Origin of the sequence: Roseobacter sp. SK209-2-6, from assembly GCF_000169455.1 — a bacterium.
GTDB lineage: Bacteria > Pseudomonadota > Alphaproteobacteria > Rhodobacterales > Rhodobacteraceae > Pseudophaeobacter.
Map to the genome: position 1 here is coordinate 125,857 of NZ_AAYC01000010.1, position 21,222 is coordinate 147,078.

19 protein-coding genes are annotated in these 21,222 nt (G+C 58.7%); 9 read left to right on the top strand and 10 right to left on the bottom strand.

Going from position 1 to position 21,222, the window contains the following annotated elements:
* The first annotated feature begins 781 nt into the window (after positions 1–781).
* The gene (locus RSK20926_RS15525; protein WP_008208123.1) at positions 782–2,752 is read left to right on the top strand and encodes a TonB-dependent receptor plug domain-containing protein; all 1,971 of its coding nucleotides are present in this window, start codon (positions 782–784) and stop codon (positions 2,750–2,752) included.
* A gap of 34 nt (positions 2,753–2,786) precedes the next feature.
* Here the strand turns inward: RSK20926_RS15525 and RSK20926_RS15530 are convergent, their stop codons facing one another.
* Positions 2,787–3,266 (bottom strand): MarR family winged helix-turn-helix transcriptional regulator, encoded by a 480-nt coding sequence (locus tag RSK20926_RS15530; RefSeq protein ID WP_008208124.1) that lies wholly within the window; start codon positions 3,264–3,266, stop codon positions 2,787–2,789.
* A 94-nt stretch (positions 3,267–3,360) separates the two neighbouring features.
* On the opposite strand from RSK20926_RS15530, the gene RSK20926_RS15535 reads away from it, so the two are divergent.
* The 8 genes from RSK20926_RS15535 (at position 3,361) to RSK20926_RS15570 (ending at position 13,102) form a co-directional block, all read left to right on the top strand.
* Positions 3,361–3,678 carry a DUF2218 domain-containing protein gene (locus tag RSK20926_RS15535; RefSeq protein WP_050773103.1) on the top strand — a complete coding sequence of 106 codons (318 nt, stop codon included), beginning with the start codon at positions 3,361–3,363 and terminating at the stop codon, positions 3,676–3,678.
* A gap of 124 nt (positions 3,679–3,802) precedes the next feature.
* The gene (locus RSK20926_RS15540; RefSeq protein ID WP_008208127.1) at positions 3,803–4,702 is read left to right on the top strand and encodes a siderophore ABC transporter substrate-binding protein; all 900 of its coding nucleotides are present in this window, start codon (positions 3,803–3,805) and stop codon (positions 4,700–4,702) included.
* Positions 4,703–4,705: 3 nt separating this feature from the next.
* The gene (locus RSK20926_RS15545; protein ID WP_008208129.1) at positions 4,706–5,662 is read left to right on the top strand and encodes an ABC transporter permease; all 957 of its coding nucleotides are present in this window, start codon (positions 4,706–4,708) and stop codon (positions 5,660–5,662) included.
* The gene (locus tag RSK20926_RS15550) at positions 5,655–6,599 is read left to right on the top strand and encodes an iron chelate uptake ABC transporter family permease subunit (RefSeq protein ID WP_008208131.1); all 945 of its coding nucleotides are present in this window, start codon (positions 5,655–5,657) and stop codon (positions 6,597–6,599) included. The genes RSK20926_RS15545 and RSK20926_RS15550 overlap by 8 nt, the downstream gene beginning before the upstream one ends.
* Positions 6,596–7,348, top strand: a complete 753-nt coding sequence (locus RSK20926_RS15555) for an iron ABC transporter ATP-binding protein (protein ID WP_008208132.1) — start codon at positions 6,596–6,598, stop codon at positions 7,346–7,348. The genes RSK20926_RS15550 and RSK20926_RS15555 overlap by 4 nt, the downstream gene beginning before the upstream one ends.
* Before the next feature lie 155 nt (positions 7,349–7,503).
* On the top strand, positions 7,504–9,462 hold the full coding sequence (locus tag RSK20926_RS15560) for a TonB-dependent receptor domain-containing protein (RefSeq protein WP_232281912.1): 1,959 nt from the start codon (positions 7,504–7,506) through the stop codon (positions 9,460–9,462).
* Between the two features lie 113 nt (positions 9,463–9,575).
* Positions 9,576–10,796, top strand: coding sequence for an alpha/beta hydrolase-fold protein (locus RSK20926_RS15565; protein WP_008208134.1), 1,221 nt, complete (start codon positions 9,576–9,578; stop codon positions 10,794–10,796).
* Between the two features lie 206 nt (positions 10,797–11,002).
* Positions 11,003–13,102 carry a TonB-dependent siderophore receptor gene (locus tag RSK20926_RS15570; RefSeq protein ID WP_232281913.1) on the top strand — a complete coding sequence of 700 codons (2,100 nt, stop codon included), beginning with the start codon at positions 11,003–11,005 and terminating at the stop codon, positions 13,100–13,102.
* 125 nt (positions 13,103–13,227) lie between these two features.
* On the opposite strand, the gene RSK20926_RS15575 is transcribed toward RSK20926_RS15570, so the two are convergent.
* The 9 genes from RSK20926_RS15575 to RSK20926_RS15615 are packed head-to-tail and all read right to left on the bottom strand — an operon-like array spanning position 13,228 to position 20,743.
* Positions 13,228–14,082 (bottom strand): energy transducer TonB, encoded by an 855-nt coding sequence (locus RSK20926_RS15575; protein ID WP_008208136.1) that lies wholly within the window; start codon positions 14,080–14,082, stop codon positions 13,228–13,230.
* Positions 14,079–14,462 (bottom strand): ExbD/TolR family protein, encoded by a 384-nt coding sequence (locus RSK20926_RS15580; protein ID WP_037255336.1) that lies wholly within the window; start codon positions 14,460–14,462, stop codon positions 14,079–14,081. The genes RSK20926_RS15575 and RSK20926_RS15580 overlap by 4 nt, the downstream gene beginning before the upstream one ends.
* An 8-nt stretch (positions 14,463–14,470) precedes the next feature.
* Positions 14,471–14,848, bottom strand: a complete 378-nt coding sequence (locus RSK20926_RS15585; RefSeq protein ID WP_008208138.1) for an ExbD/TolR family protein — start codon at positions 14,846–14,848, stop codon at positions 14,471–14,473.
* A 4-nt stretch (positions 14,849–14,852) separates the two neighbouring features.
* Complete coding sequence (locus RSK20926_RS15590) at positions 14,853–15,944, bottom strand: MotA/TolQ/ExbB proton channel family protein (protein ID WP_008208139.1); 1,092 nt, start codon at positions 15,942–15,944, stop codon at positions 14,853–14,855.
* Positions 15,941–16,993: a siderophore-interacting protein gene (locus RSK20926_RS15595; RefSeq protein WP_008208140.1), complete on the bottom strand. Its 1,053-nt coding sequence runs from the start codon at positions 16,991–16,993 to the stop codon at positions 15,941–15,943. Before RSK20926_RS15595 ends, RSK20926_RS15590 begins: the two co-directional genes overlap by 4 nt.
* Positions 16,994–17,002: 9 nt before the next feature.
* Positions 17,003–17,785, bottom strand: coding sequence for an ABC transporter ATP-binding protein (locus tag RSK20926_RS15600; protein ID WP_008208142.1), 783 nt, complete (start codon positions 17,783–17,785; stop codon positions 17,003–17,005).
* On the bottom strand, positions 17,786–18,802 hold the full coding sequence (locus tag RSK20926_RS15605) for a FecCD family ABC transporter permease (protein WP_008208144.1): 1,017 nt from the start codon (positions 18,800–18,802) through the stop codon (positions 17,786–17,788).
* Entirely contained in the window at positions 18,799–19,830 is a 1,032-nt protein-coding gene (locus tag RSK20926_RS15610) for a FecCD family ABC transporter permease (RefSeq protein WP_008208146.1), read from the bottom strand. Before RSK20926_RS15610 ends, RSK20926_RS15605 begins: the two co-directional genes overlap by 4 nt.
* 1 nt (position 19,831) lies before the next feature.
* Positions 19,832–20,743, bottom strand: a complete 912-nt coding sequence (locus RSK20926_RS15615) for an ABC transporter substrate-binding protein (protein ID WP_232281914.1) — start codon at positions 20,741–20,743, stop codon at positions 19,832–19,834.
* Between the last annotated feature and the right edge of the window lie 479 nt (positions 20,744–21,222).

Genomic DNA, 21,222 nt, shown 5'->3' on the forward strand with positions numbered 1-21,222 from the left:
TCTTGATGTGAAAGGTAATCCACGCGAGAGGGGAGAAAACTGGCGAGGATTTATCTTTTGCTGACGGATGTTTCTGGCCCAGTTCCTTCGGCCTATCTGGCCGAGACCAAACACTGTCTAAACACTGCGGGCAGATGCAACGAAAGTGATCGGGTCATGCCGGTTCCATGCCCTGGTCTCTGGTTGGGATCGAGATGACAATCACGATACGATGAGAGAATTCCAAAATCTTTGCTCCAACTCTTTGTTGAAGCACCATTTTCTCAGATTTAGTTGGAGAGAAAATGGTGGGCGACCCTGGTTTCATAGTGATGAAGGCTTTCTGAACTAGTTTCTTCCAGTGTGCTGATATTCATCACTAATTTTACCACATACACCAAATAAGTGTTCATATATCTTACGGGATTTCCCAATCTCCGCCGCGCACAAAAACGCCCCAGGAGTTTCTGGGCATGGAAAAAAATTCACGACTAAGCGGTTCAAGACTGGCGACCACTCAGGCAGATCTTGTTTCAGACTTGAGTGTATGTAGGGCTCTTGCAGGTGCGGTCCGCGGTCTGGTACGGCGCAGGCTATATGGTTCGTCCATCAAGCAAACTGCAGGGATAAGTTGAGAGCCAATAGTCGACCTGAAGAACATCGTTAGGGCGATACCCTGCGTGAAAACCCTTTAACATGCACTTGCATGTGTTCGCGGGTGCGCATAAAACCACTGACGAAAATGCCTCGCCAGCCCCGATTCAGGGCAAGCCCAGCACCAACCTGAATCTTGGGGACTAACATGGCTATCCAAACTGCCGCGCTGCGCGCCCGTCTTTTGTGCGGGACTGCGCTTACACTTCTTTCTGCACTGCCTGCCGTCGCACAGGAGCTTGAGGGGGATGTCATCTCTCTCGATCCGATCCTGGTGCGCCAGCAAGATGAAAAGGGCAATGCCGCCGACCGCGCGTCGTCGGTCTATGTGGCGGATGCCGAGCTGGAACGCGCCCGGATGGGGGATGTCAAAGACCTGTTTGCCGGGATCGCCAGTGTCTCGGTCGGCGGTGCTATCCCGGTTGCGCAGAAGATTTTTGTCAACGGTATCGACATGCTGAACCTGGCGATCCAGGTGGATGGCGTGTCGCAAAATAACCGGGTTTTCCACCACCTCAGTGCCAATGCTTTTGATCCCGGCCTGATGAAATTTGTGCGCGTTGATCCAGGTGTCGCACCTGCAGATGCAGGCCCGCGGGCCATGGCGGGCCGCGTGGTCATGGAAACGGTCGATGCCGCAGATATCCTGACCGAAGGTCAAAGCGTCGGCGGCACCGCACGTATGAGCTACGGTGACAACGGCGGGACGACACAGGGCTCGCTGACCCTGGCTGGCGAAAGCAACGGTTTTGAGATCGTTGCCTATGCCAAACGCGCCACCGGAGACAATTTTGAGGACGGCGACGGCACAGAGATGACTGGAACCGCAGCCAATATGACCGCAGGCCTGCTGAAATTGGGCTACGAATCCGAGCAGGGGCACCGGGTTGAGTTCTCTGCGCAGCAGATTGAAGACGAGGAATGGCGCAACGATAAGCCGAACTTCGGCCCAAGCTCAGGCGGCACATATGCCTATCTGATCAAGCGCTATAACTATTCTTTGCGCTATGAAAACGTGAACAACACCGGCCTCTGGGATCCCTCCGCAACCCTTGGCTATTCGGGCACTGATGTGGATCGTCCGAATGATGCCTGGGCCGGGTCTACCAATTCGACCTCGCGTACCTACTCTCTGGTGCTGCAAAACGAATTCCACCTGTCTTACAGCAACAGTATTACCGCCGGTGTCGATTTCCAGAACCGCAAGACCTCGATCTCTGGCTCTTGGGTGACACCGGATTCCGCTTCGGAAGAATCCGACAATATCGGCATCTTTGCCCAGGCGCGTCTTGAGCCGACGGACCGTCTGAGCCTCTCTGCCGGTATGCGCTATGACTGGCAGGACTTTACCGGCTATCAATGGCTCCCTACCGATACCATTCACAGCTCCTCGCATAGCGGTGCCAGTGGAAACCTGTCTGTGGTCTATGACCTCACGGATGACGTCTCGTTGCGGGCGGGGTACTCGAATGTCTTTGGTGGCCTGGACCTCGGTGACAGTTTTGAGTTCTGGTTGACGCGTGATTATTCCGGCTTGCGGCCGTCTCGCGCGCAGAACATCATCATCGGGGCTGATTGGACCCCGGGCGCCTGGACCATCAGCGGTGAGCTGTTCAAGACAAAATTTAATGATGCGCGGGACGGAACAGCCGTCGTTGATTTCGAAAGCCAGGGCGCCAACATCGGTGCGACCTATGGCTGGGGCAGTGGCTTTGCGCGTCTGACCTATGCCTATAGTGATGCCTCGCTTGATGGTGCCCCCTCGAGCAACTTCGATCTGCGGGATTTTGGCGCACCTTTGGGGCATGTACTTGCTGTCGAAGTGCAGCAGGAATTGGCGCAGTATAACACGCTGGTGGGTGGCAGCATTGAAGCGGCAGCCTCCTATGACGCTGGCGGATCTTACGCGGGCCAAGAACTGCCTAGCTATGTCGTTGCCAATGTCTTTGCCGAATACTCACCACCTGCCTGGAACGGCGTGACCATTCGCGGCAGCATCAACAACCTGCTTGATGAAACCTATGCGGATCGGGCGACCTATGGGGGCGAATTTGCAGGCTTCCAAACTCTGAATGAACCCGGTCGGTCTTTCGTTGTCGAGGCAGTGATGAAGTTCTAAATCTCGGCACTTGCTGCCCTGGAGCCAGATGGTTTCAGGGCAGCAGTTTGATCAGCAGGCGGGATAGGGCATAGGCCTCGTCGGTTGTCATATGAGGACCAATTTCGCTTTGCATCGCATCCCAGTAAACCGGCCAGATCCGGGCGTGCATACCTTTGCCCTGCTCGGTCAGAAACAGGATCTGCTTGCGCCGTCCATCGGCAATGAACTCGCGGCGCAGCAGCCCAGCTTTTTCCATCCGGGCAACATGTCGCGACAGCGCGTATTGGGCAACAAAGAGCTTGTCTTCCAGGGCGGCCATGGGTTGGCCATCGGGGCCAGCCAGCTCGACCTCCAGCAGGATTTCATACCAGATCGGATCATTGATGCCGCAGGTCTTCAGCGACTTGGCAATACGCGGCAGGAATTTGCGTTGGGCCCGCATGATGTTGAACCACACACGGTTGTAGGAAACGACAGGGGTGTTGTCTCCGAAATAATCTGCACTGCTGGAGTGTTCTTCTCTGGCCGTCATAGGGAAACCTGCTGGTTGTGCCGCAGCTATTCTAGTCGGCTATGACGCCGAAATTCAACACCCCGTGTGAATGAAAAAAACAGGGAAAGCCAAAATGTTAGTAGCCAATCCAAGTCAGGATGACACATCAAGAACCGAAACGAAATTCCGCTCTGTCCGCGCCGCTGGATACCTCGCCACAATGGCAAATCATTTCTCGCGGAAAATCGAAGTGACTGAGGTTGAAGGTGCACTGCATTTGCAGTTCATCTGTGGGCTTGCGGTGCTTCGGGTGAGCGAGAACACCTTGCATATCCGCATTGAGGGACCCTCAAAGGAGGAGATGCAGCAGACTTGTCAGGTGGTCGAAAGCCATCTGTTGCGCTTTGCTTTTCGCGAAGAGCCTGAACCTCCGGTTTGGTGCGACCTGTGACGAAGCTCTGGCCTGTGCCTGCAGCCCGGAAGCGCTGGACAGGGCAAATACAATTCAATAGTCACATGACGAAACCCCTGCAGAGCCAGCTTCGGTCAGCCATGCAATATTGATGGAGAGATCAATGTTGAAATCGCTGATAACCTTGGCAGCACTGGCCTGCAGTACTTCCGCCTTTGCCGATCCGATTGAGGTGCGGACCTATCGTGGGCTGCAACAGGTTGAAGCCCTGCCAGAAAAGGTCGCCGTATTTGATGTGGCCGCTTTGGATACGCTCGCCGCGCTGGGGGTGAAACCCGCCGGTGTCATCGGCAATCTCTATGTTGATTACCTGGACGAGGTGGCACAGGGGGCCGAGGTCGTTGGCTCCTTGTTTGAACCCGATTTTGAAAGCATCAATGCGCTGGCACCGGACCTGATCCTTGCTGGAGGGCGCTCTTCCACCCAAACAGAGGCGCTGGCAGATTTTGCCCCAACCCTGGATATGACCATCTATGGTGATGATCTGATGGGCGTGGCGCTCCAACGGCTCGAAGACTATGGCCGCCTGTTTGACAAAGAGGTCGAAGCGACTGCTCTGCTGGAAAGTTTTCAGGCCAAGCTGGAGCAGACCAAATCCCTGGCGCGTGGCAAGGGCACTGCGTTGATCGTGATGACAAATGGTCCCAAGATTTCTGCCTTTGGCGCCAATGGGCGCTTTGGCTGGCTGCACACAACTCTGGAAGTGCCGCAGGCCGCTGCCGATTTGGGGCTGAATGCCCACGGGGAGGCAGTCTCGGCTGAGTTCATCCGTGACGCCAATCCAGAATATCTGTTTGTCGTCGACCGCCTGTCGGCCATTGGCCAGGGCGGCGAGGATGCAAAGGCCACGTTGGATAATGATCTGGTGCAGCAAACCACGGCCTGGCAGAATGGCCAGGTGGTCTATCTGGATGCAGCCAGCCTCTATATTGCGGGCGGCGGAATTCAATCGATGAACCGGGTGCTCGACCAGCTGATCGCAACCTTTGAGGCGAATGGCTAGCCTATGCCACACCTCTGGCTGCTGATCTGCCTCTGTTTGATCCTACTGTTATCCGTGCTGTCCGTCTTTGTCGGGGTGATTGACCTTACACCGATGGCGCTGTTGCAGGATCCAGAGGCGCTGCAATTGCTGGCGGTCAGCCGTCTGCCGCGCACCGCGGCGGCGGTGCTGACGGGCTGCTCCATGGCGGTCGGCGGTCAGATCATGCAGATCCTGGTGCGCAATAAGTTTGTCGAGCCAATCAGTGCAGGCACGGGGCAGGCGGCGGCGCTGGGTATCTTGCTTTCTGTGCTGCTATTCCCAGCCGCGGGGCTGGCGGTCAAGATGAGTCTGGCCGCCGCAACCGCACTGCTGGGCACGCTTGGTTTTCTGGCCTTGGTGCAGCGCCTACCGCCGACCGAGCCCCTTTTGGTGCCGTTGGTGGGGCTGGTCTATGGCGGAATCTTAGGCGCTGTGATGGTGTTCATCGCCTATCAGGCAGATCTGATCCAATACATTGATGTCTGGATGCTGGGGGAGTTTTCCGGCGTGATGCGTGGTCGGTATGAGCTGTTGTGGCTGGCGGGGATTGCTGCCTTTGTCAGCTATCTGATCGCCGATCAGTTTGCCATTTTGGGGCTGGGGCGCGACATGAGCCTGAGCCTCGGCCTCAACCATCGCCAAGTCATGGCCATGGGGCTGCTCTGTGTCTCGGTGGTGTCGGCGCTGACCGTGGTGACCGTGGGCATGTTGCCCTTTGTTGGGCTGATCATTCCCAATCTGATCAGCCGCCAATTGGGCGATAATCTGCGCGTCACCCTGCCGGTGACGGCGCTGTTGGGCGGGGTTTTTGTGCTGGGCTGCGATATTCTGGCCCGGGTGGTGCGCCATCCTTATGAGGTGCCGGTAGGCACGATCTTTGGGGTGCTAGGGACCCTTGCCTTTTTGTGGCTGATCTATGCGAGGCCCCGCAATGCTTAGGCTTCGTTTCCTTTGGTTGATCCTGGCGCTTGTCGTGGTCTCGGCGCTGTTCCTGACCCTTGGGGCCAAGGGAAGTTGGAGCTTTACGCTGTGGTTTCGGGGGCAGAAACTGGCCAGTCTTTTGCTCATTGGCGGCGCGGTCTCAACCGCGACCATCCTGTTTCAGACCATTACACATAACCGTATTCTGACACCCTCTATCATGGGGTTTGACGCGCTGTTTTTGCTGATCCTGACCCTGATGATCTTTGGGATGGGGGCAGGGGGCTATGCGCAGGTGCCCAAGGTAACGCTGTTCCTGATCAATCTGGTCCTGTTGACCCTGGCTTCGGTTGCGCTGTTTACGCTGCTCCTGCGCGACCAACGCAGTGATCTGATGCGTATGGTGCTGACGGGCATCATCCTGGGCGTGCTGTTTCGATCATTGGTGCTGTTTATCCAGCGCTTGATTGACCCAAGCGAGTTTGCAGTGCTGCAATCGGCCTCCTTTGCGCGCTTCAACAAGGCGGATGCGGATCTGTTGCTGGTGAGCGCCGTTCTGGTCTGTCTGACCTGGGCGGCCGTTTGGCGGATGCGGCATCGGCTTGATGTTCTGGCCCTGGGCGAGGTGCTGCCGGTCAGCCTGGGGGCGGATCCGCGGCGGGGGCAGCTTGTGGTGTTAATGCTGATTTCGGTGCTGGTTTCGGTCTCGACCGCGCTGGTGGGGCCGGTGGCCTTTCTGGGGCTTCTGGTCAGCAGCCTGACGTACCGGGTGATCCCCAGCTGGCACCATGGCCATATTCTGCCCGCTGCCATTCTGATTGGCGGCCTCACATTGGTGGGCGGGCAACTGGTGCTGGAGCGCGTTTTGCATTTTGAAACCCCGCTTGCCGTTGTGGTGGAATGCCTTGGCGGGTTGGTCTTTTTGATTTTGATCCTGCGAAAGGGCAGCACATGATCCGCATCCGCAATGTCAGCCACCAGATTGCCGGGCAGACCATCTTGCAAGGTGTAGACCTTGATATCCAGCAGGGCGGGCTGACGGCGCTTGTCGGGCCCAATGGCGCCGGGAAATCAACGCTTTTGTCGCTGGTTGCACGCCTGCAGACCCTGCAATCTGGACAGATCGAAATCAATGGGCAGGATTTACAGCAGATCAGCCATGGCGATCTGGCGCAGATGCTGGCCATCCTACCTCAGGTTCTGACCAGCACTCACCGTATCAGTGTCCAAGATCTGGTTGGTTTTGGCCGCTATCCCTATAGCCTGGGACGGTTGGGGCCTAAGGACCGTGAGATTATTGCAGAGGTTCTGCAAAGCTTTGAGCTGCAAGAGATCAAACACCGGTTTCTGGATACCCTGTCGGGCGGTCAGCGCCAGCGCGCCTATACTGCCATGGCCTGGGCGCAGGACACCGAGTACCTGCTGCTGGATGAGCCATTGAACAATCTGGACATCGCCGCCTCGCGCAGTCTGATGTCGCGGCTTAAAAGCCTGGCAGCCCAGCAGGGGCGCACAATTGTCATTGTCCTGCATGACATCAACTACGCGGCGGGCTATGCGGATCATATCGTCGCCATGAAGGCCGGGTGTGTTGTCACGGCCGGTCCGCCTCAGGAGGTCGTCAGCGAAGCCTTTTTGCGCTCGGTTTTTGACACCGATGCCAGGGTGATTGTGGCCAATGATAGGCCACTGGTGATCGTTTAACGCGCGATGCTGCGACAACAGGCCTCTGTTTGAAAAGAATTTTTTGACACGCCTTGAAGACTCAGAACCCAGCCCTTAACAGCTTGTGCCAGCCAACCCCTGCTTCGAATGCATGCCGGGACCAAGCCATTGACCCCATCCTTTAGGAGGCGAAAATGGCCACTAAAAAACTCTCTCTTTGTCTGTTGATGAGTACAGCACTGGTGCCGGGAATGGTCACGGCTGAAGAGATTCAGCTGGACCCCATCAATGTCAGCGGCGAAGTCGAGGACCAGCACGGCACAGTATCGCTGTCTGGCGAAACACTTGAGGATCTCGCCCCTCGCGAGATGTCAGATCTGTTTGCCGGTGAAGCTTCGGTGATGAGCTCGGTCATCCCCACCGGAAACAAGACCTTTGTCAACGGGCTGTCCAGCTCGATGATGAATGTCACCGTTGATGGTACACTGCAAGGCGATGGCGTCTTCCACCATGCGACCACCGGTATGTATGACCCGGCCCTGTTCAAAGCTGCTACTATCAAACCCGGAGTTGTTGCCGCCGATGATGGACCTCGGGCCAATGCGGGCTCGATCTCTTACGAGACCAAGGACGCGGCGGACCTGCTGCAGGAGGGCGACAATTTTGGCGGGGTGGCCAGCCTGTCCTTTGACAGCAACAGTTCCACCTTCCGCCGCGACCTGACTCTGTTTGGTCGCCAGGGCGCCTTTGAGTATATTCTTTATGGATCCAAGGCGACAGGCGATGACTATGAGGACGGAGCGGGCACGACTTATCGTGGGTCCGCCGCAGATCTAGCCTCTTTCTTGGGGAAGATCGCTTACCAGTGGGATAATGGTTACCGGCTGGAGTTCGCTGGCTCCGGAACTCAGGATACTGGCTGGCGGCAGGCGCGACCCAATTTTGGCGATCTGACCGGGGTGGTGTTCCCGCTGTTTGATACCGAAGTCGAACAAAGCAACTACAGCCTGACGCTCAAAAATGAAAACGCCACCGGTGGGTTCTCCCCTGAATTTCACCTCGGCTTTTCCTCCAGCTTCCTCGATCAGGGTGACCCGGTCGACCCGAGCTACACACGACCCTTGTGGGGTGGTGAGGTTGAGACCTGGAATGGTAAGATCCAGAATGAATTCCTGTTTGGCAATCACAGCCTAACCGCTGGGATCGACTTTTTTGAACAGACAGGCACTGGTGGGGCGGTTCAGGGCACTTTCACCGACCCGGCAACGATTGGGGGCTCCTTTGGTCCCTATACCGAGAAAACCAGCAATATCGGCATCTTTGCCCAGATGCGGTCAGATCTTTCCGATGCCTTCTCCCTGTCCTATGGCCTGCGGGCGGATCATCAGGACTTCACCGGTTGGGACGGGACCAAGCTTTCGGACGACGGCTTCTCCTACAATATCTCAGGAAGCTATGCGCTGAGCGATGCGGTGACGCTTGAGGCCGCCTATTCGCAGGTCTGGGGCGGCTATGAACTGGGCGAAACTGCGATCATCAACTACTCCTACCCCTGGGTGAACTACGCGGGCATGCAGGCGCAAGAGACCGAAAATATTCGTATTGGCCTGCAGGTGAATACTGGAAACTGGGATGCGAGCTTTGCCCTGTTCCGCACCGATGCCGAGAATATTCGCACCCGCAACAGCGCAGATCAGGCGACCTCGAGCAATATCGTCACCGAAGGTATCGACGCCTCGCTGGGCTATAATTTTGCATCCGGTTATCTGCGCGGCACCTATACCTATGCCGACGTGACCGAAGACGGCCAGATCTCCAACACCACCAATTATTATGCAGCCCAGCCCATGGGGCATATCCTTGCCATCCAGGGGGCCTTTGATGTGGCAACCGATTGGAGAGTTGGCGGCACTGCCGAGGCGGCCCTGTCGCTGGATCTCGCCAATGCCACACTGCCGGGATATGAGGTGGTCAATCTGTTTGCCGAGTATAAACCCGCCCGTGTTCAGGGGCTTACGGTGCGTGCCGAGATCAACAATCTGTTCGACAGCTACTACATCTCGCGGGCCACACAGGGCAGCGACAATGGTCGGGTGCTGGCCTATGGCGAACCAGGGCGCTCGCTTGCGGTCACGGCCCGGCTGGCTTTCTAGGGTACAGGCTTGACATGAAAATCGACGGCCCCGGGTGTTCCGGGGCCGCATTTCCTTTGGTCATTTTTGCTTAGCTGGCCTTCTGGGTCCCTTTTCAGAGGTTCCGTACCGCGATGGAAAACGTGCGTCCTGCCTGGATCTGGCCCGAGGCTGAGCCTCTCCCAAGTCCTTGGCTCAGAGGCCATGTCTCACAGAAGAAGTATCGGCAGGGCGGGGTGTTATTCTGGCAGGCCATATCGCAGCTGTCCTGTCCGGTTGTGGAAGACATAGAGCCGGATCCGCAGGGGCGGCTTTGTCTGACTTTTCTGTGGCAGGGTGGTGACCAAAGCCACCCCTGGCTGATCGGCGGGCCAAGCGTTGATCACCTGCCGCTTTGGCAGATCAAAGGCAGCGACATTTGGTTTCGCACGATCTGGGTGCCCCAGGATCTGGTACTGGCCTATCGTTTTGCGCAGATCCCGCCGTCTCAGACCAAAACGCAGGATGCGTTTCGCGCCGCTGTTCGGCAAAGCGTGAAGCCCGACTCCTTGAACCCGGATACCCTGTCCGGCGCTTGGCAAGGACATCAGGAGGCCTTCAGCACCATCGACTTACCGCGCGAGCGGAGCGTGCCCCCCACGAGGCAGCCACTGCTGAACGATCCGGGGCATAGCCATCACTTCGCCTTTCATAGTCGCCTTTTGAACGCCCCCCGTGACATCTACATCCAGACGCCGCCACCTTGTTTGGCACAGGCTGAGCCGCAGCGGTTGTTGTTCCTGCTGGATGGGGAGAGATGCAAACAGGTCTTGCAGCTGCCAGAAGTACTGGCCTCTGCACAGATTTCTGGGCAGATCCCTGCCACAACCGTGGTCTATGTTGGAGCAGGCCAGGGAGCAAGCCGGGCGCAGGAGTTGGGGTGCAATCCTGCCTTTGCCCGCGCGCTTTCCTGTGAACTGCTGCCGCAGGTCGAGCAAGTTCTGGGCCGCAGCTTTGCACCTGCGCAAACGCAGATCGCAGGGGCCAGTCTGGGCGGTCTAGCGGCACTGCATACGGCATTGCTTTTTCCAGAGAAGTTTCAGCAGGTGATCGCGCTGTCGGGGTCTTTCTGGTGGTCGGGCTTTGCAGAGTTGAGGTCTGCAACCGATCTGCGGCAGCTGCGTGCCCGGTTTTCTGTTGGCTGTTATGAAAGGGGCGGTCTGTTTGAGCGCCCCGACTTGGTTGCGGCGTCCCAGCGGGTTGCAAAAAACCTGCAAACAAGGGGCGCGGAGGCTGCGGTTTCGATCCGCAGTGGCGGTCATGATCCGGCGCTGTGGCGGCAGTCCCTATTGCAGGATCTTGTGAGCCTATCGTGATTAATCCCTAGGAGAGTTTCAGGGGCAATCTCAGGAAATCTCGCCGTCGCAGTTGCCGGTAAGTCGTGATTAAATATGACAAATCAGCAACAGAACGGCGCACCGCCCTCGTCACTCTTGACCTTCCTCACCGGAGTTCATAGCGCAGCAATACCCAGCTCTCCGTCAGGCAAAAACAATAACCGCAGCATAGGCGGAGATGGGATATGCTTTTACACCGAACGACCGTTTCGATTTGGGCTTTGATGGCGGCAACGCCTCTTATGGCCCAGGTTGTTGACCTTCAAGAAATCAATGTCTCGGGCGAGACCGAAGAAGCCTATTTTGGCAAGAGCGTCGAGCTCGATACCGGAACAGTGTCGAAGACTGGCGACAGCATTCTGGAAACGCCTCGCTCCGTCAGCGTGATCACCGCACAGCAGATGGCCGAGCGCGGAGCGCAAAGTGTCGACCAGGTTTTGCAGTACTCAGCAGGAATTGTTGGCGGCCAGTGGGGCCAGGATGCCCGCTCGGATTGGTCCCTGATCCGTGGCTTTTCCCCCTCGACGCTGCACGACGGGCTGCCCTCGCGCTATGGGTTTTACAACGATACCCGACCCGAGACCTTTATGCTGAACAGTGTTGAGGTTCTGAAAGGTCCGGCCTCTGGACTTTATGGCAGCGGCTCTGTTGGCGGGGTGGTCAATACCACCTCAAAAACTGCTGCCCAGGATGCAGATAACATGGTGCAGGTTCAGGCGGGCTCCAATGATCGCATGCAAATCGCCGGAGATGTCAGCGGCGATCTGAACGAGGCTGGCACGTTGCGCTATCGCTTTGTCGGATTGCTGCGGGAGTCTGAGGATTCCGTTGATTTTTCCCAGGATGATGCCATTGCTTTGGCGCCTTCGATCACCTGGAAGCCCAGTGAAGATACCGAACTGACAGTGCTGGCCAACTATCAGAAGAACGATGGCAGCCCGCTGATCCAGTTTGCCTCGATCTATGGGACGTTGCTACCGGCAACCGGCTTTGGCAACGGGACATATCTGGACAGTGATACCTTTATCGGCGAGCCGGGCTTTGACAGCTATAACACCGAGCAGCGCGCGATCACTGCAATGTTCAAGCACCGCTTCAATGCGACCTGGAGCATGAATGCCAGTGCGCGTTACCTGGAAGGTGAGTCCCTGTACCAGCACGCCTGGTGGGCTTTTGATAACTTTGGGACCGGGCGCTACAATCCGGATGGCACCATCAACCGGACGTTTTACCGGGCTGAAAATGAGCTGAAGACCTGGGGCCTGGACAGCTACGCCACAGCTGAATACGGCCTGGGTGGCGTTGAGATGCGGACCATTCTTGGGGCCAGCTATACTCAGGGTTACTATGATAGTGATACGGGCTATGGGGCCCAGGTTGCGCCGATTGATCCGTTCAACCCAACCTATGGCGGGTTCAACCCGATCACGGTGACGGATACGCCAGGCAATACCATCACTGAATGGGGCCTCTACGTGCAGCAGCGCGCAGTATTCCAGGATCGGCTCTTTGTGGATCTAGGCCTGCGCTACGGCGATATCGAGACCGGCACCAGCAATGGTAGCTTTGGCGCCACAACTGTGGCCGCACAGGACAGCGCCTGGACCGGAAATGCGGCGGTTCTCTATCGCTTTGACAGTGGTTTGGCGCCTTACCTCAGCTATGCCCAGAGTTTCCGGCAGGATGCCATTGGCGCCGATGTCAATGGAAACCCCTTCGAGCCAACCGAGGGTGAGCAGTTCGAACTGGGTCTGAAGTACCAGCCAACAGGGACGGATACCTTGTTTACGGTTGCGGCCTTTGACCTGACAAAATCCAACCTGACGGTTGCAGATGCCGCCAACCCTGGTTTCCAGGTGCAAACCGGAGAGGCACGTGCAAAGGGCTTTGAACTTGAGGCCTTCCACCGCTTTGGCGATATCTCGGTCAATTTTGCCTATACCTATCTCGACACCGAGGATGCCGAAGGGGATTACATCGCCCAGGTACCAAAAAATGCGGCCTCGCTTTGGGTGAACTATGAACCGCTTGATGGGGCCATGTCTGGTTGGAAGCTGGGCGCTGGCATGCGTTACAACGGCGAAGCCTGGGGCGGTGCCAGCACCTATTTGACGCCGTCTTACACGCTATATGATGCGGCGGTGTCCTATGGCCGGGACAATTGGCTGGTGGCGCTGAATGTACGTAACCTCACAGACGAGCGCTACATCAGCACCTGCCAGTCCGGTGCCTGCTACTTTGGCGAAGGCAGAAATGTTGCCCTGACCCTGACCTCCAAATTCTAAAACCATCCCAGGTGCAAAGAGGCTGAGGGCTGATGTGCACCTGGGTATTGCAGCAAAAAAGACCTCGCGCCGTGTTTATGGGGCGCGGGGTTTCTTGTGTAGTGATAGAGCCTAGACCAAGTGGATTATTTGGAAAAGTTCATCGGTAGATTGAAGGTTAACTGGGCAGCGTCATATCCTTTGGGGGCTTTGGGGAATTTTCCGGCCCGAGCGACGGCCTTTAGCGCGGCCTGATCAAAGGCGGCAACGCCGGAGGAATTGGCGACCCGGTAGTTGACCAGCGCGCCGCTGGCCGCCACCGTAATGCGCAGGACAACCCGCCCAGATCCGCGTGCCCCCGCGGGATAGCGTTTGCGCCGCTCAATCCGGGAACGGATTTTTGCCCCCCAGATTGACTGTAGCTTTGCCCTTTGCCCAGCCGAGATCGTCGCCGTACTGGCGCCGCCCGCGGCCCCCGCCTGAGCCCCGCCGCCAGATCCGGCAGCCCGTTGCGCTGCACGGCCAGCAGAGGTCTGATTTGCGGTCTGCGCCGTTGGCGGCGTCTCAACTGGTTTGGGGGCTGGTTTGGGCCTGGGTTTTGGTTCCGGCTTTGGTTCAGGTTCAGGTTCAGGTTCAGGTGGCGGCGGGGGGGGCGGCGTTGACTGATCAATCTCCACCACATCCGCCTCCTCCGGCTCCTTTAGGGCCACAAGCACAGCGGCACGCGGCGCATCGGCCAGTTCAAACTCTGGCATCTGCGGCGCCTCCGTTGGTGCCAGGGGCTGTTCCAGCTCCGGGTTTACCATCTGTGGACGTGGCGGCGGGCGGTCCCAGGTCTCGACCATTTCCGCAACCGTGGCGCTGGCGGCTTCTATCGAAACCATGGCCTCCCCCCCGGCACCGCTGGACTGCACGCCAGATTCCGGGGCCGAGGCAAAAAGGCTAACGTGAATAAGCGCGGCCAGGCCAGCAAACAGGGTGACTTCGGCTGCACGTTTCATTGCGGGGTCACCACCAGTTCGGCGCGGGCAAGCCCTGCGGCAGCAAGCTTTTTCAAAATGCCAGCCAAAGTAGTTGCTTCCAGTTTGGCATCCGCACGCAGCAGCACCACCGGAGCATCGGCACTTGCGCGCGCCAGCTGCTCCAGCGCGACCTCACCTTCGACGCTGTCAAAATGCATCCGCCCCTCGGCATCAATGTAGAGTACCGGCTCAGCTTCGGCCTCCGCCTTAAGATTGGCGCCGGGTGGCGTGACCTCAAAGGGTTCCGGCTGCGCCAGATGCGAGGTCATCAGAAAGAAGATCAGCAGCAGGAACACCACATTGATCATCGGCACGATGGATTCCGCGCGGGAGCGTTTCACTGGAGGGGAAAGGTCCATTGCGTGTCTCACTCCACCAGCACCACGTTGACCAGACCGGCGTCGCGCAGCAGGGTCGTCACGTCGATGATACGCTGCAAATCCGCCCCATCGCGGCCGCGCAGGATGAGGATATCCTGGGGCGAAGACATCAGCCGCGCGAGCGCCTCGGGCAGGTGACTGTCGGCAACAGGAACGCCGTTCAGATCCAGATTGCCCGCCCCAATCCCCACCAGACGTGGCGGCCCGGTGTATTCACCGCCGCGCCCGGCAAGGGGCAGCTCCAAAACAGCATCGGTGCCAAAGCGCGAGGCCAGCATAAAGAAGACCAGCAGCAAAAAGACCACGTCGATCATCGGGGTCAGGCTGGGTTTGCGCCTCGGACGCCTGGCTTCGGTGAACTGCATCGTCTTACTCGGCCGCCATGGGGAGGTCTTGCGGCGCTTCGGCTACAAACAGTCGGGTGGCGCTGTCTTCGATATCCTGACGGATGCGGGTGATGACGGATTCAAACCAGGTGAGGGCCGCCGAGGCCGGGATGGCCACGGCCATGCCAGCGGCCGTGGTCAACAGCGCTTCCCAGATGCCCCCGGCCAGCAGTGCCGGATCGGCCTTGGAGCCCGCCTGTTGCAGCGCCTGAAAGGCGGCGATCATGCCCAGAACCGTCCCCAGCAGACCCAGCAGCGGAGCAATTGTTGCAATCAGCTCCAGCGCGCCCAGCCCGGTGCCTGCCTGCGCCAGGTGTTTTTTGGCAATCCTTGCGGTTTCTTCGCGGGCGCGGTCCTCGGGGAGATTGCACAGGGCGGCTAACCCGGCGCTGACCACCTTGGAACGAATGCCCATCCGGCCCTCAACAATGGCCAGAGCCGCCGCAGGGTTACCCGCTTCATAGGCCAAGACCGCCTTGCTGGCCTTGCCACGGGACCAGGCGCCAATCAGGGCCAACCGCCAGATCTTCCAAAGGATCAGCGCCAGGGTGATCACCGAAAGCGCCGCGATAGCCCAGATCGAAGGCCCGCCGTCGCGCAGGAATTTCATGGCTTTGTCAGAAGTCTCCTCTGCCAGCAGCAGCATTTCTTCCTGTCGGCTGAGCGGCTCTAGGGCGGGCAGTTCAACAGCGACACTTGGTGCGGTCTCATCACCCAATTCGGCAGGCGCGGCGGCGGGATCGGTAGCTTCTGGCGAGACGGGAGAGGGGGGGACAGGCACAGCTGTGGCTGGGGCACTGCTGGCCGTGGCCTCGCTGGTGGGAGTCGCAGGTGCCGCCATTTGCGCGGAGCCCTCTGGCGTAGTGCCCTCGGCAGGGGTGGACAGGGATGGGGGCGCAGCATTCAAATCAGTTGGTGCGATAAGCGGCGTCACCAGACCACTGCCCGTGCTGTCGACAGTGGGCGCGGCAAGGACGGGCGCCGAAGAGGTCGGGGCCTGAGCTGTTTCTTGCGCCGTGGCAAAGGAGGCGGTGGCCAACAATAAGGCAACTGAGAGAGAGATGTGCGCGGTCATGGCTTGCTCCAATAGGCGGCGAGGTAGCTGGTTCCGGGGGCTGGTTTGTCCGCCTTCAGGGCTTCACGCACGGGCGTCACATCTGACTTTTCGCTGGCCAGCCACAGGAAGTGATCCGGGTGTTCCCGGTGCGCGGCCAAAGCCTGGTACGGCAGATCCTGGGCCTCTTCGCGGGTGAGCCAGGTGAGCGTGATGCCTGCCGGAGCGGTGATGGGATAGCCGCAGTCAGCGCCCTGGGCGGCGACAAGGGTCACCTGGCCCTCGCTATTGGCGGGCAGGGTTTCGAGAATGCGCGCCACTGCCGGGAAAGCAGTTTCATCGGCAAAGATGCAGATCTTGGAGTTTGCTGGAATGCCACCGCCGCCGGGGCCTGCGATGACCAGTAGATCGCCAGTGCTGGCGTTCTGTACCCAGTTGGTCACGCGTCCTCCGTCATGCAAGAAGACATCAAAATCCATTAGTCCGGAAGCTCGGTCGATCCAACGGGTGGTATAGGCCGGGCGATGCAACGCCTTTTCCCCTTTGGGCCAGACGGTTGATCCGTTCTCAGTCAGGCTGGGCCATTCCGGTTCGATGCAATCGGCGGCAGGCAGAAGCAGGCGGAAGTGGATGGCGTCATCCTGGAAACTGCTCAGATCATCGGCCTTGATGCGCACCCGAAGGAAGGCGGTTCCCACCGGGGAGATAGAGACGACCCGGGTAAAATGCAGATTTGGCGGGCGGTTGGGCAGGGTTGCGCTATCCGACCAGCGCAGATCCTTTGCCGCCTCGGGCAGCAGGTGAGACAGGGTTTCGCTAAAGCTGTCCTTAAGCATAAACAGACGGTCCGGCAATGCCGCTGAAACTCGAATGCGGATGCCACCTTCTGCGGGTTCAAAGCGGTATTGCCCAAAGGAGGGCACTTCAATACTGACTGCGCGCTCACTGTCTTCCACCACCTGCAGCTCGTGCTCCTGGGCCTGGTACAGCATCACCTGCCGCATGGCTGTATAGGACAGGCCCGTCAGCAGGGCTGTGGCATCAATTGGGAAACTTGGGTTTATCGTCATGCTACGATCCTATTCGGGGATGACATGTGGGGTGCCGTGCACCGGGTCGGAAATAATCTGACATTTGAGATCAAAGACCTGTTCCATATTGTTTCGGGTGACGACCTCGGCGGGGTTGCCCGTGGTGAAGATGGCGCCCGCGCGCAGGGCGATGATGTGATCGGCAAAGCGGGCGGCCAGATTGATGTCATGGAGCACCATGGCCACGGTTTGGTTGCTTTGCTTGTTGAGCGACTGGATCAGGGACAGAAGTTCGATCTGATGTGGCAGGTCCAGGTAGGTCGTCGGCTCATCCAACAGCAGGATTTGGGTATCCTGCGCCAGGGCCATTGCGATCCAGGCCCGTTGCCGCTGACCACCAGACAGGGCCTCGAGAGGGCGGTTGGCATTGTGGGCCATACCGGTCAGGTCCAGCGCCCGGCCCACGGCCTCAGCGTCCTGATGGGACCATTGTCGCAGCGCCGATTGATGGGGCGTGCGGCCGCGTGTCACCAGATCCCGAACCGTCAGCCCTTCGGGGGCGCTGGGCGATTGCGGTAGGATAGCCAGACGTTGGGCAACCGAGCGGTTGGCTTGCTTATGGATGCTCTTGCCGTCCAACAAGACCTCTCCGCTGTCTGGTTTTTGCAGCCGCGCCAGGGATCTGAGAAAGGTGGACTTTCCGCAGGCATTGGGCCCGACAATGACAGTTATTTTGCCATCCGGAATATCCGCGCTCAGATCCTTCAGGATCGGCGTTTTGGCAAAGGCAACCGATAGGGCATTGGCGTGCAGGTGGGCAGGGGCATTCATTCAAAGCTTTCCTTTGCGAAATTGAACCATCAGCAGCCAGATCATCACAGGGCCACCGATCAGGGCGGTAAAGACGCCTGCGGGCAGTTGAATGCTGGGAACCATGCGAGAGGCCGTATCCGCTGCCAGCACCAGCAGGGCGCCGATCACGGCCGCCCCCAGAAGGGCGGGTTTGCCATTGGGAACCAGTGCGCGTGCAATTGGTCCGGCGGCAAAGGCGACAAAGGGCAGGGGGCCGGCGGTGCAAACCGCAAGGGCCGCCAGCAGAATGCCCAGTCCAGTGAGCCCCAGGCGCAGCGGCGACAGCCGCAGGCCCAGGCTGCTGCTCAGGTCATCCGACAGGCCAAGCCGGGCCAAGGGGAAATGGATCCAGAAGATTGCCGGAGCCAAAAGGAGCAACCCGGACCATACAATAGTGACATCCTGCCAATCGCGCGCGTTTAGCGTGCCAATCAGCCACTCCGCCATATCGGCGGCGGTTCTGGCGTCGGTCCGGCTCAGCAGCAGATCAGACAGGGCGGCTAGGGCAAAGCCAATGCCTAGTCCGATCAGCACCAGGCGTTGGGGTTGCAGCCCGTTCTTCCAGGCCAGACCCACAACCAGAATGGCCGTAAACAGCGCGCCAGAAAGAGCCCCCAAGAGAACATTGCCACCGGTCAGAATAATCGCAATCAGTGCCCCGCAACTGGCACCAGAGTTGAAGCCAATGACATCCGGCGAGGCCAGCGGATTGCGCATCATGGTCTGAAACATCGCCCCCGACAGGCCAAAACAGGCCCCAGCCCCAAGGGCTGTCAGGATCCTTGGCAGGCGGTGATCCATCAGGATCATTCTTTCAATCTCTGAACCTGCTCCCAACAGAACGCTGAGCCAGCTGGTCTCAGTAAAGGCATAGCTGCCAAGGCGCAGGGCCAGAACCGTGCCCAAGTTGACCAGCAGCAAGAGGCCAAAGCCGACAGCAACAGCACGCGGTGAGAAGGACAGGGACAGGAAGGGCAGGCGCAGACTCCAGCTCATAGCGCAGTGCTCCCATTGCGGCGGATCAGCCAGACAAGTGCTGGCCCTCCAATCAGGGCGGCCATAACCCCCGCCTGCATATTGCCTCCAAAGACCGGCAAACGCCCGGTGAGATCTGCCAGGATCATCAGCCCGGCCCCCAAAAGAGTGGAAAACAACAAGCACCAGCGCATATCTGCGCCGGAAAAGCGCCGCGCCATATGGGGCACGATCAGACCCACAAAGGCGATAGGCCCGGCCATAGACACCGTGGCACCGCAGAGGCAGACAATAGCACAGAGGGCAAGCCCCCGCGCCAGCCCAATCCGCAGGCCCAGGCTGCGGGCGGTGTCCGCGCCTAGCATCATGGCGTTCAGGTTGAAGGAAGAAACCGCAGCAAGCGCCGCGCCCAGGGCAAAGAAGGGCAGCAGAGCTGCAAGCGTAGGCATCTCAATCCCGTCCAGACCTCCCAGCACCCAAAAGCGATAGACATCCAGGCTGCGCTGGCTGATCAGCAAGAGGCTGCGCCCAAGCGCCAGGAACAGCGCGCTGAGGGCCGCGCCCGCCAGGATTAATCGCAGCGGGGTACCCCGACCTGCACCGCCCAGGAAGAACACCAGAACCGTGCTGATCAACCCGCCCCCCATGGCAACCCAGACAAAGGAGGCCGGGTCGGAAATGCCCAGTAGGAAGATGCAGAGGATCACCCCCAGCGAGGCCCCACCATTGATGCCCAGCAAGCCGGGATCCGCCAGCGGGTTTCTGGTCAGGCTTTGGATCAAGGCGCCGGAAGTGGCCAGGGCAGCTCCGGCCAACCAGGCGGCCAGCAGCCTGGGCAGCCGCATGCCCTGAATGACCAAATGATCGGCCTTTGTGGCATCATAAGCCACAAAAGAGTCCCAGATGCTGTGCCAGCTGATCGGGCGCAGGCCAAAACGCAGCGAGAGGGCCGACAGCAAGAGCAGGCTTAACAGGATCGCCATCAGCCAGATTTGGCGGGCCGAGGCGCGGCGGTCCGAGAGCGGGGGGGCGGTTTCAAGGATCGTCATGTCAAAACCCTTCCGGCAGCAGGCCTGCCTCGGCGGTGCTGGCAACAGCGCTGGCCGGGTCGCCATCCATGGCGGCCTCCAACAGGGGCACCAGACGATCCAACGCGTAGTTCAGGCTTAGGGGGCTGGAATGGGACAGCGCGGCAGAGAGCAGCAGGTCGGCATAGATCTCGCGGCCCTCACCATAGGCGCGCAGGGTCGGGCGCAGGGGCATCCGTTCAAGCCGACTGACAGAGCCGCCCGCATCCAGCCAAATGAGGGCATCAACATCGATGGGGGAGAGGTCTTCTGGCGGGATCAGCACGTAGTAATTGTTGAAGGAGGCCCGGGTGTTGATTGCCTCCGGCACCTTGAAGCCCAAGGCTTCGATAAACTGGCCCCGGATGTCGCGGGCAGAATAGGCCCCATTCTGACCTGCCCAGACCATAACAGAACTGGCCCCGTCCCACTCCGGGTGGGCCTGGCGAATGTCGTGAAAGCGTGCGTCAATTCCGGTGATGATCTCTTCAGCCTGATCCAAGCTACCGGTGGCGCGCCCCAGGGTCCGCAGCATCTCCTGCCAGGGGGTGCCATAGTCGCCATATTGGGCTTGCGGCGGTACGGTTGGGGCAATGCGGGACAAGAGCTGATATTCACGGCTCGTCATGCCTGACCATTGACCCACAATCAGGTCCGGCTGCATGGCCGCTATGGCCTCGATATCGATTTCGCCCTGCATGACGATTGGCGTCGCCTCACCCAGTGCCTCTGAAGCCCAGGGCCAGACGCCATAGGGATGTGGGCCGAACCATTTGCGCAGGGCATGTGGCGGCTTGCCCAGAGCCAACAAGAAATCGTGGCCAATAAAGCTGAGAGAAACAATGCGGTTTGGTTCTGTTTGAATCGTCGTCTCTCCATATTGGTGTTCAATCACAACAGGAAAGGCTTGAGACTTGGCATCTTTGGGGGCTGACGCGAGTGCCAAAACAACAGCAAACAGACCCAGGTGAAGAAACCGGATTAGAAAACTCGAAGATCTAAAAGTCGAAAGAACCGAAGGTCTTGAGACGAAGCTAAGGTGCACCAGACTGCTCCAATGAGCTGTGACAGGAGTGATCCTACGCAGCTATTGTGTGGTATGGCTGGGCGTTGAAGAGGAGGGACACTCCACAACACCTTGCTTCGATGAAAAGGTATGAGATGGACCCATATTTTTCCTTACGAGTTTTGTCAAGAATTGTGGCAAACCAAGAACCCAAAACCCAATTTCCCCGAAAATTCCCTAAACAGGATTGGTCCTTCGAACTACAACAACCCCAATCCAAAAAGCCACTCTTGGAAAATCGTCCTCCGCCCAAAACACCGGGGTGCGAATATACCCACGCTGCAGGGAGCCAGAAGGACCCACGAATT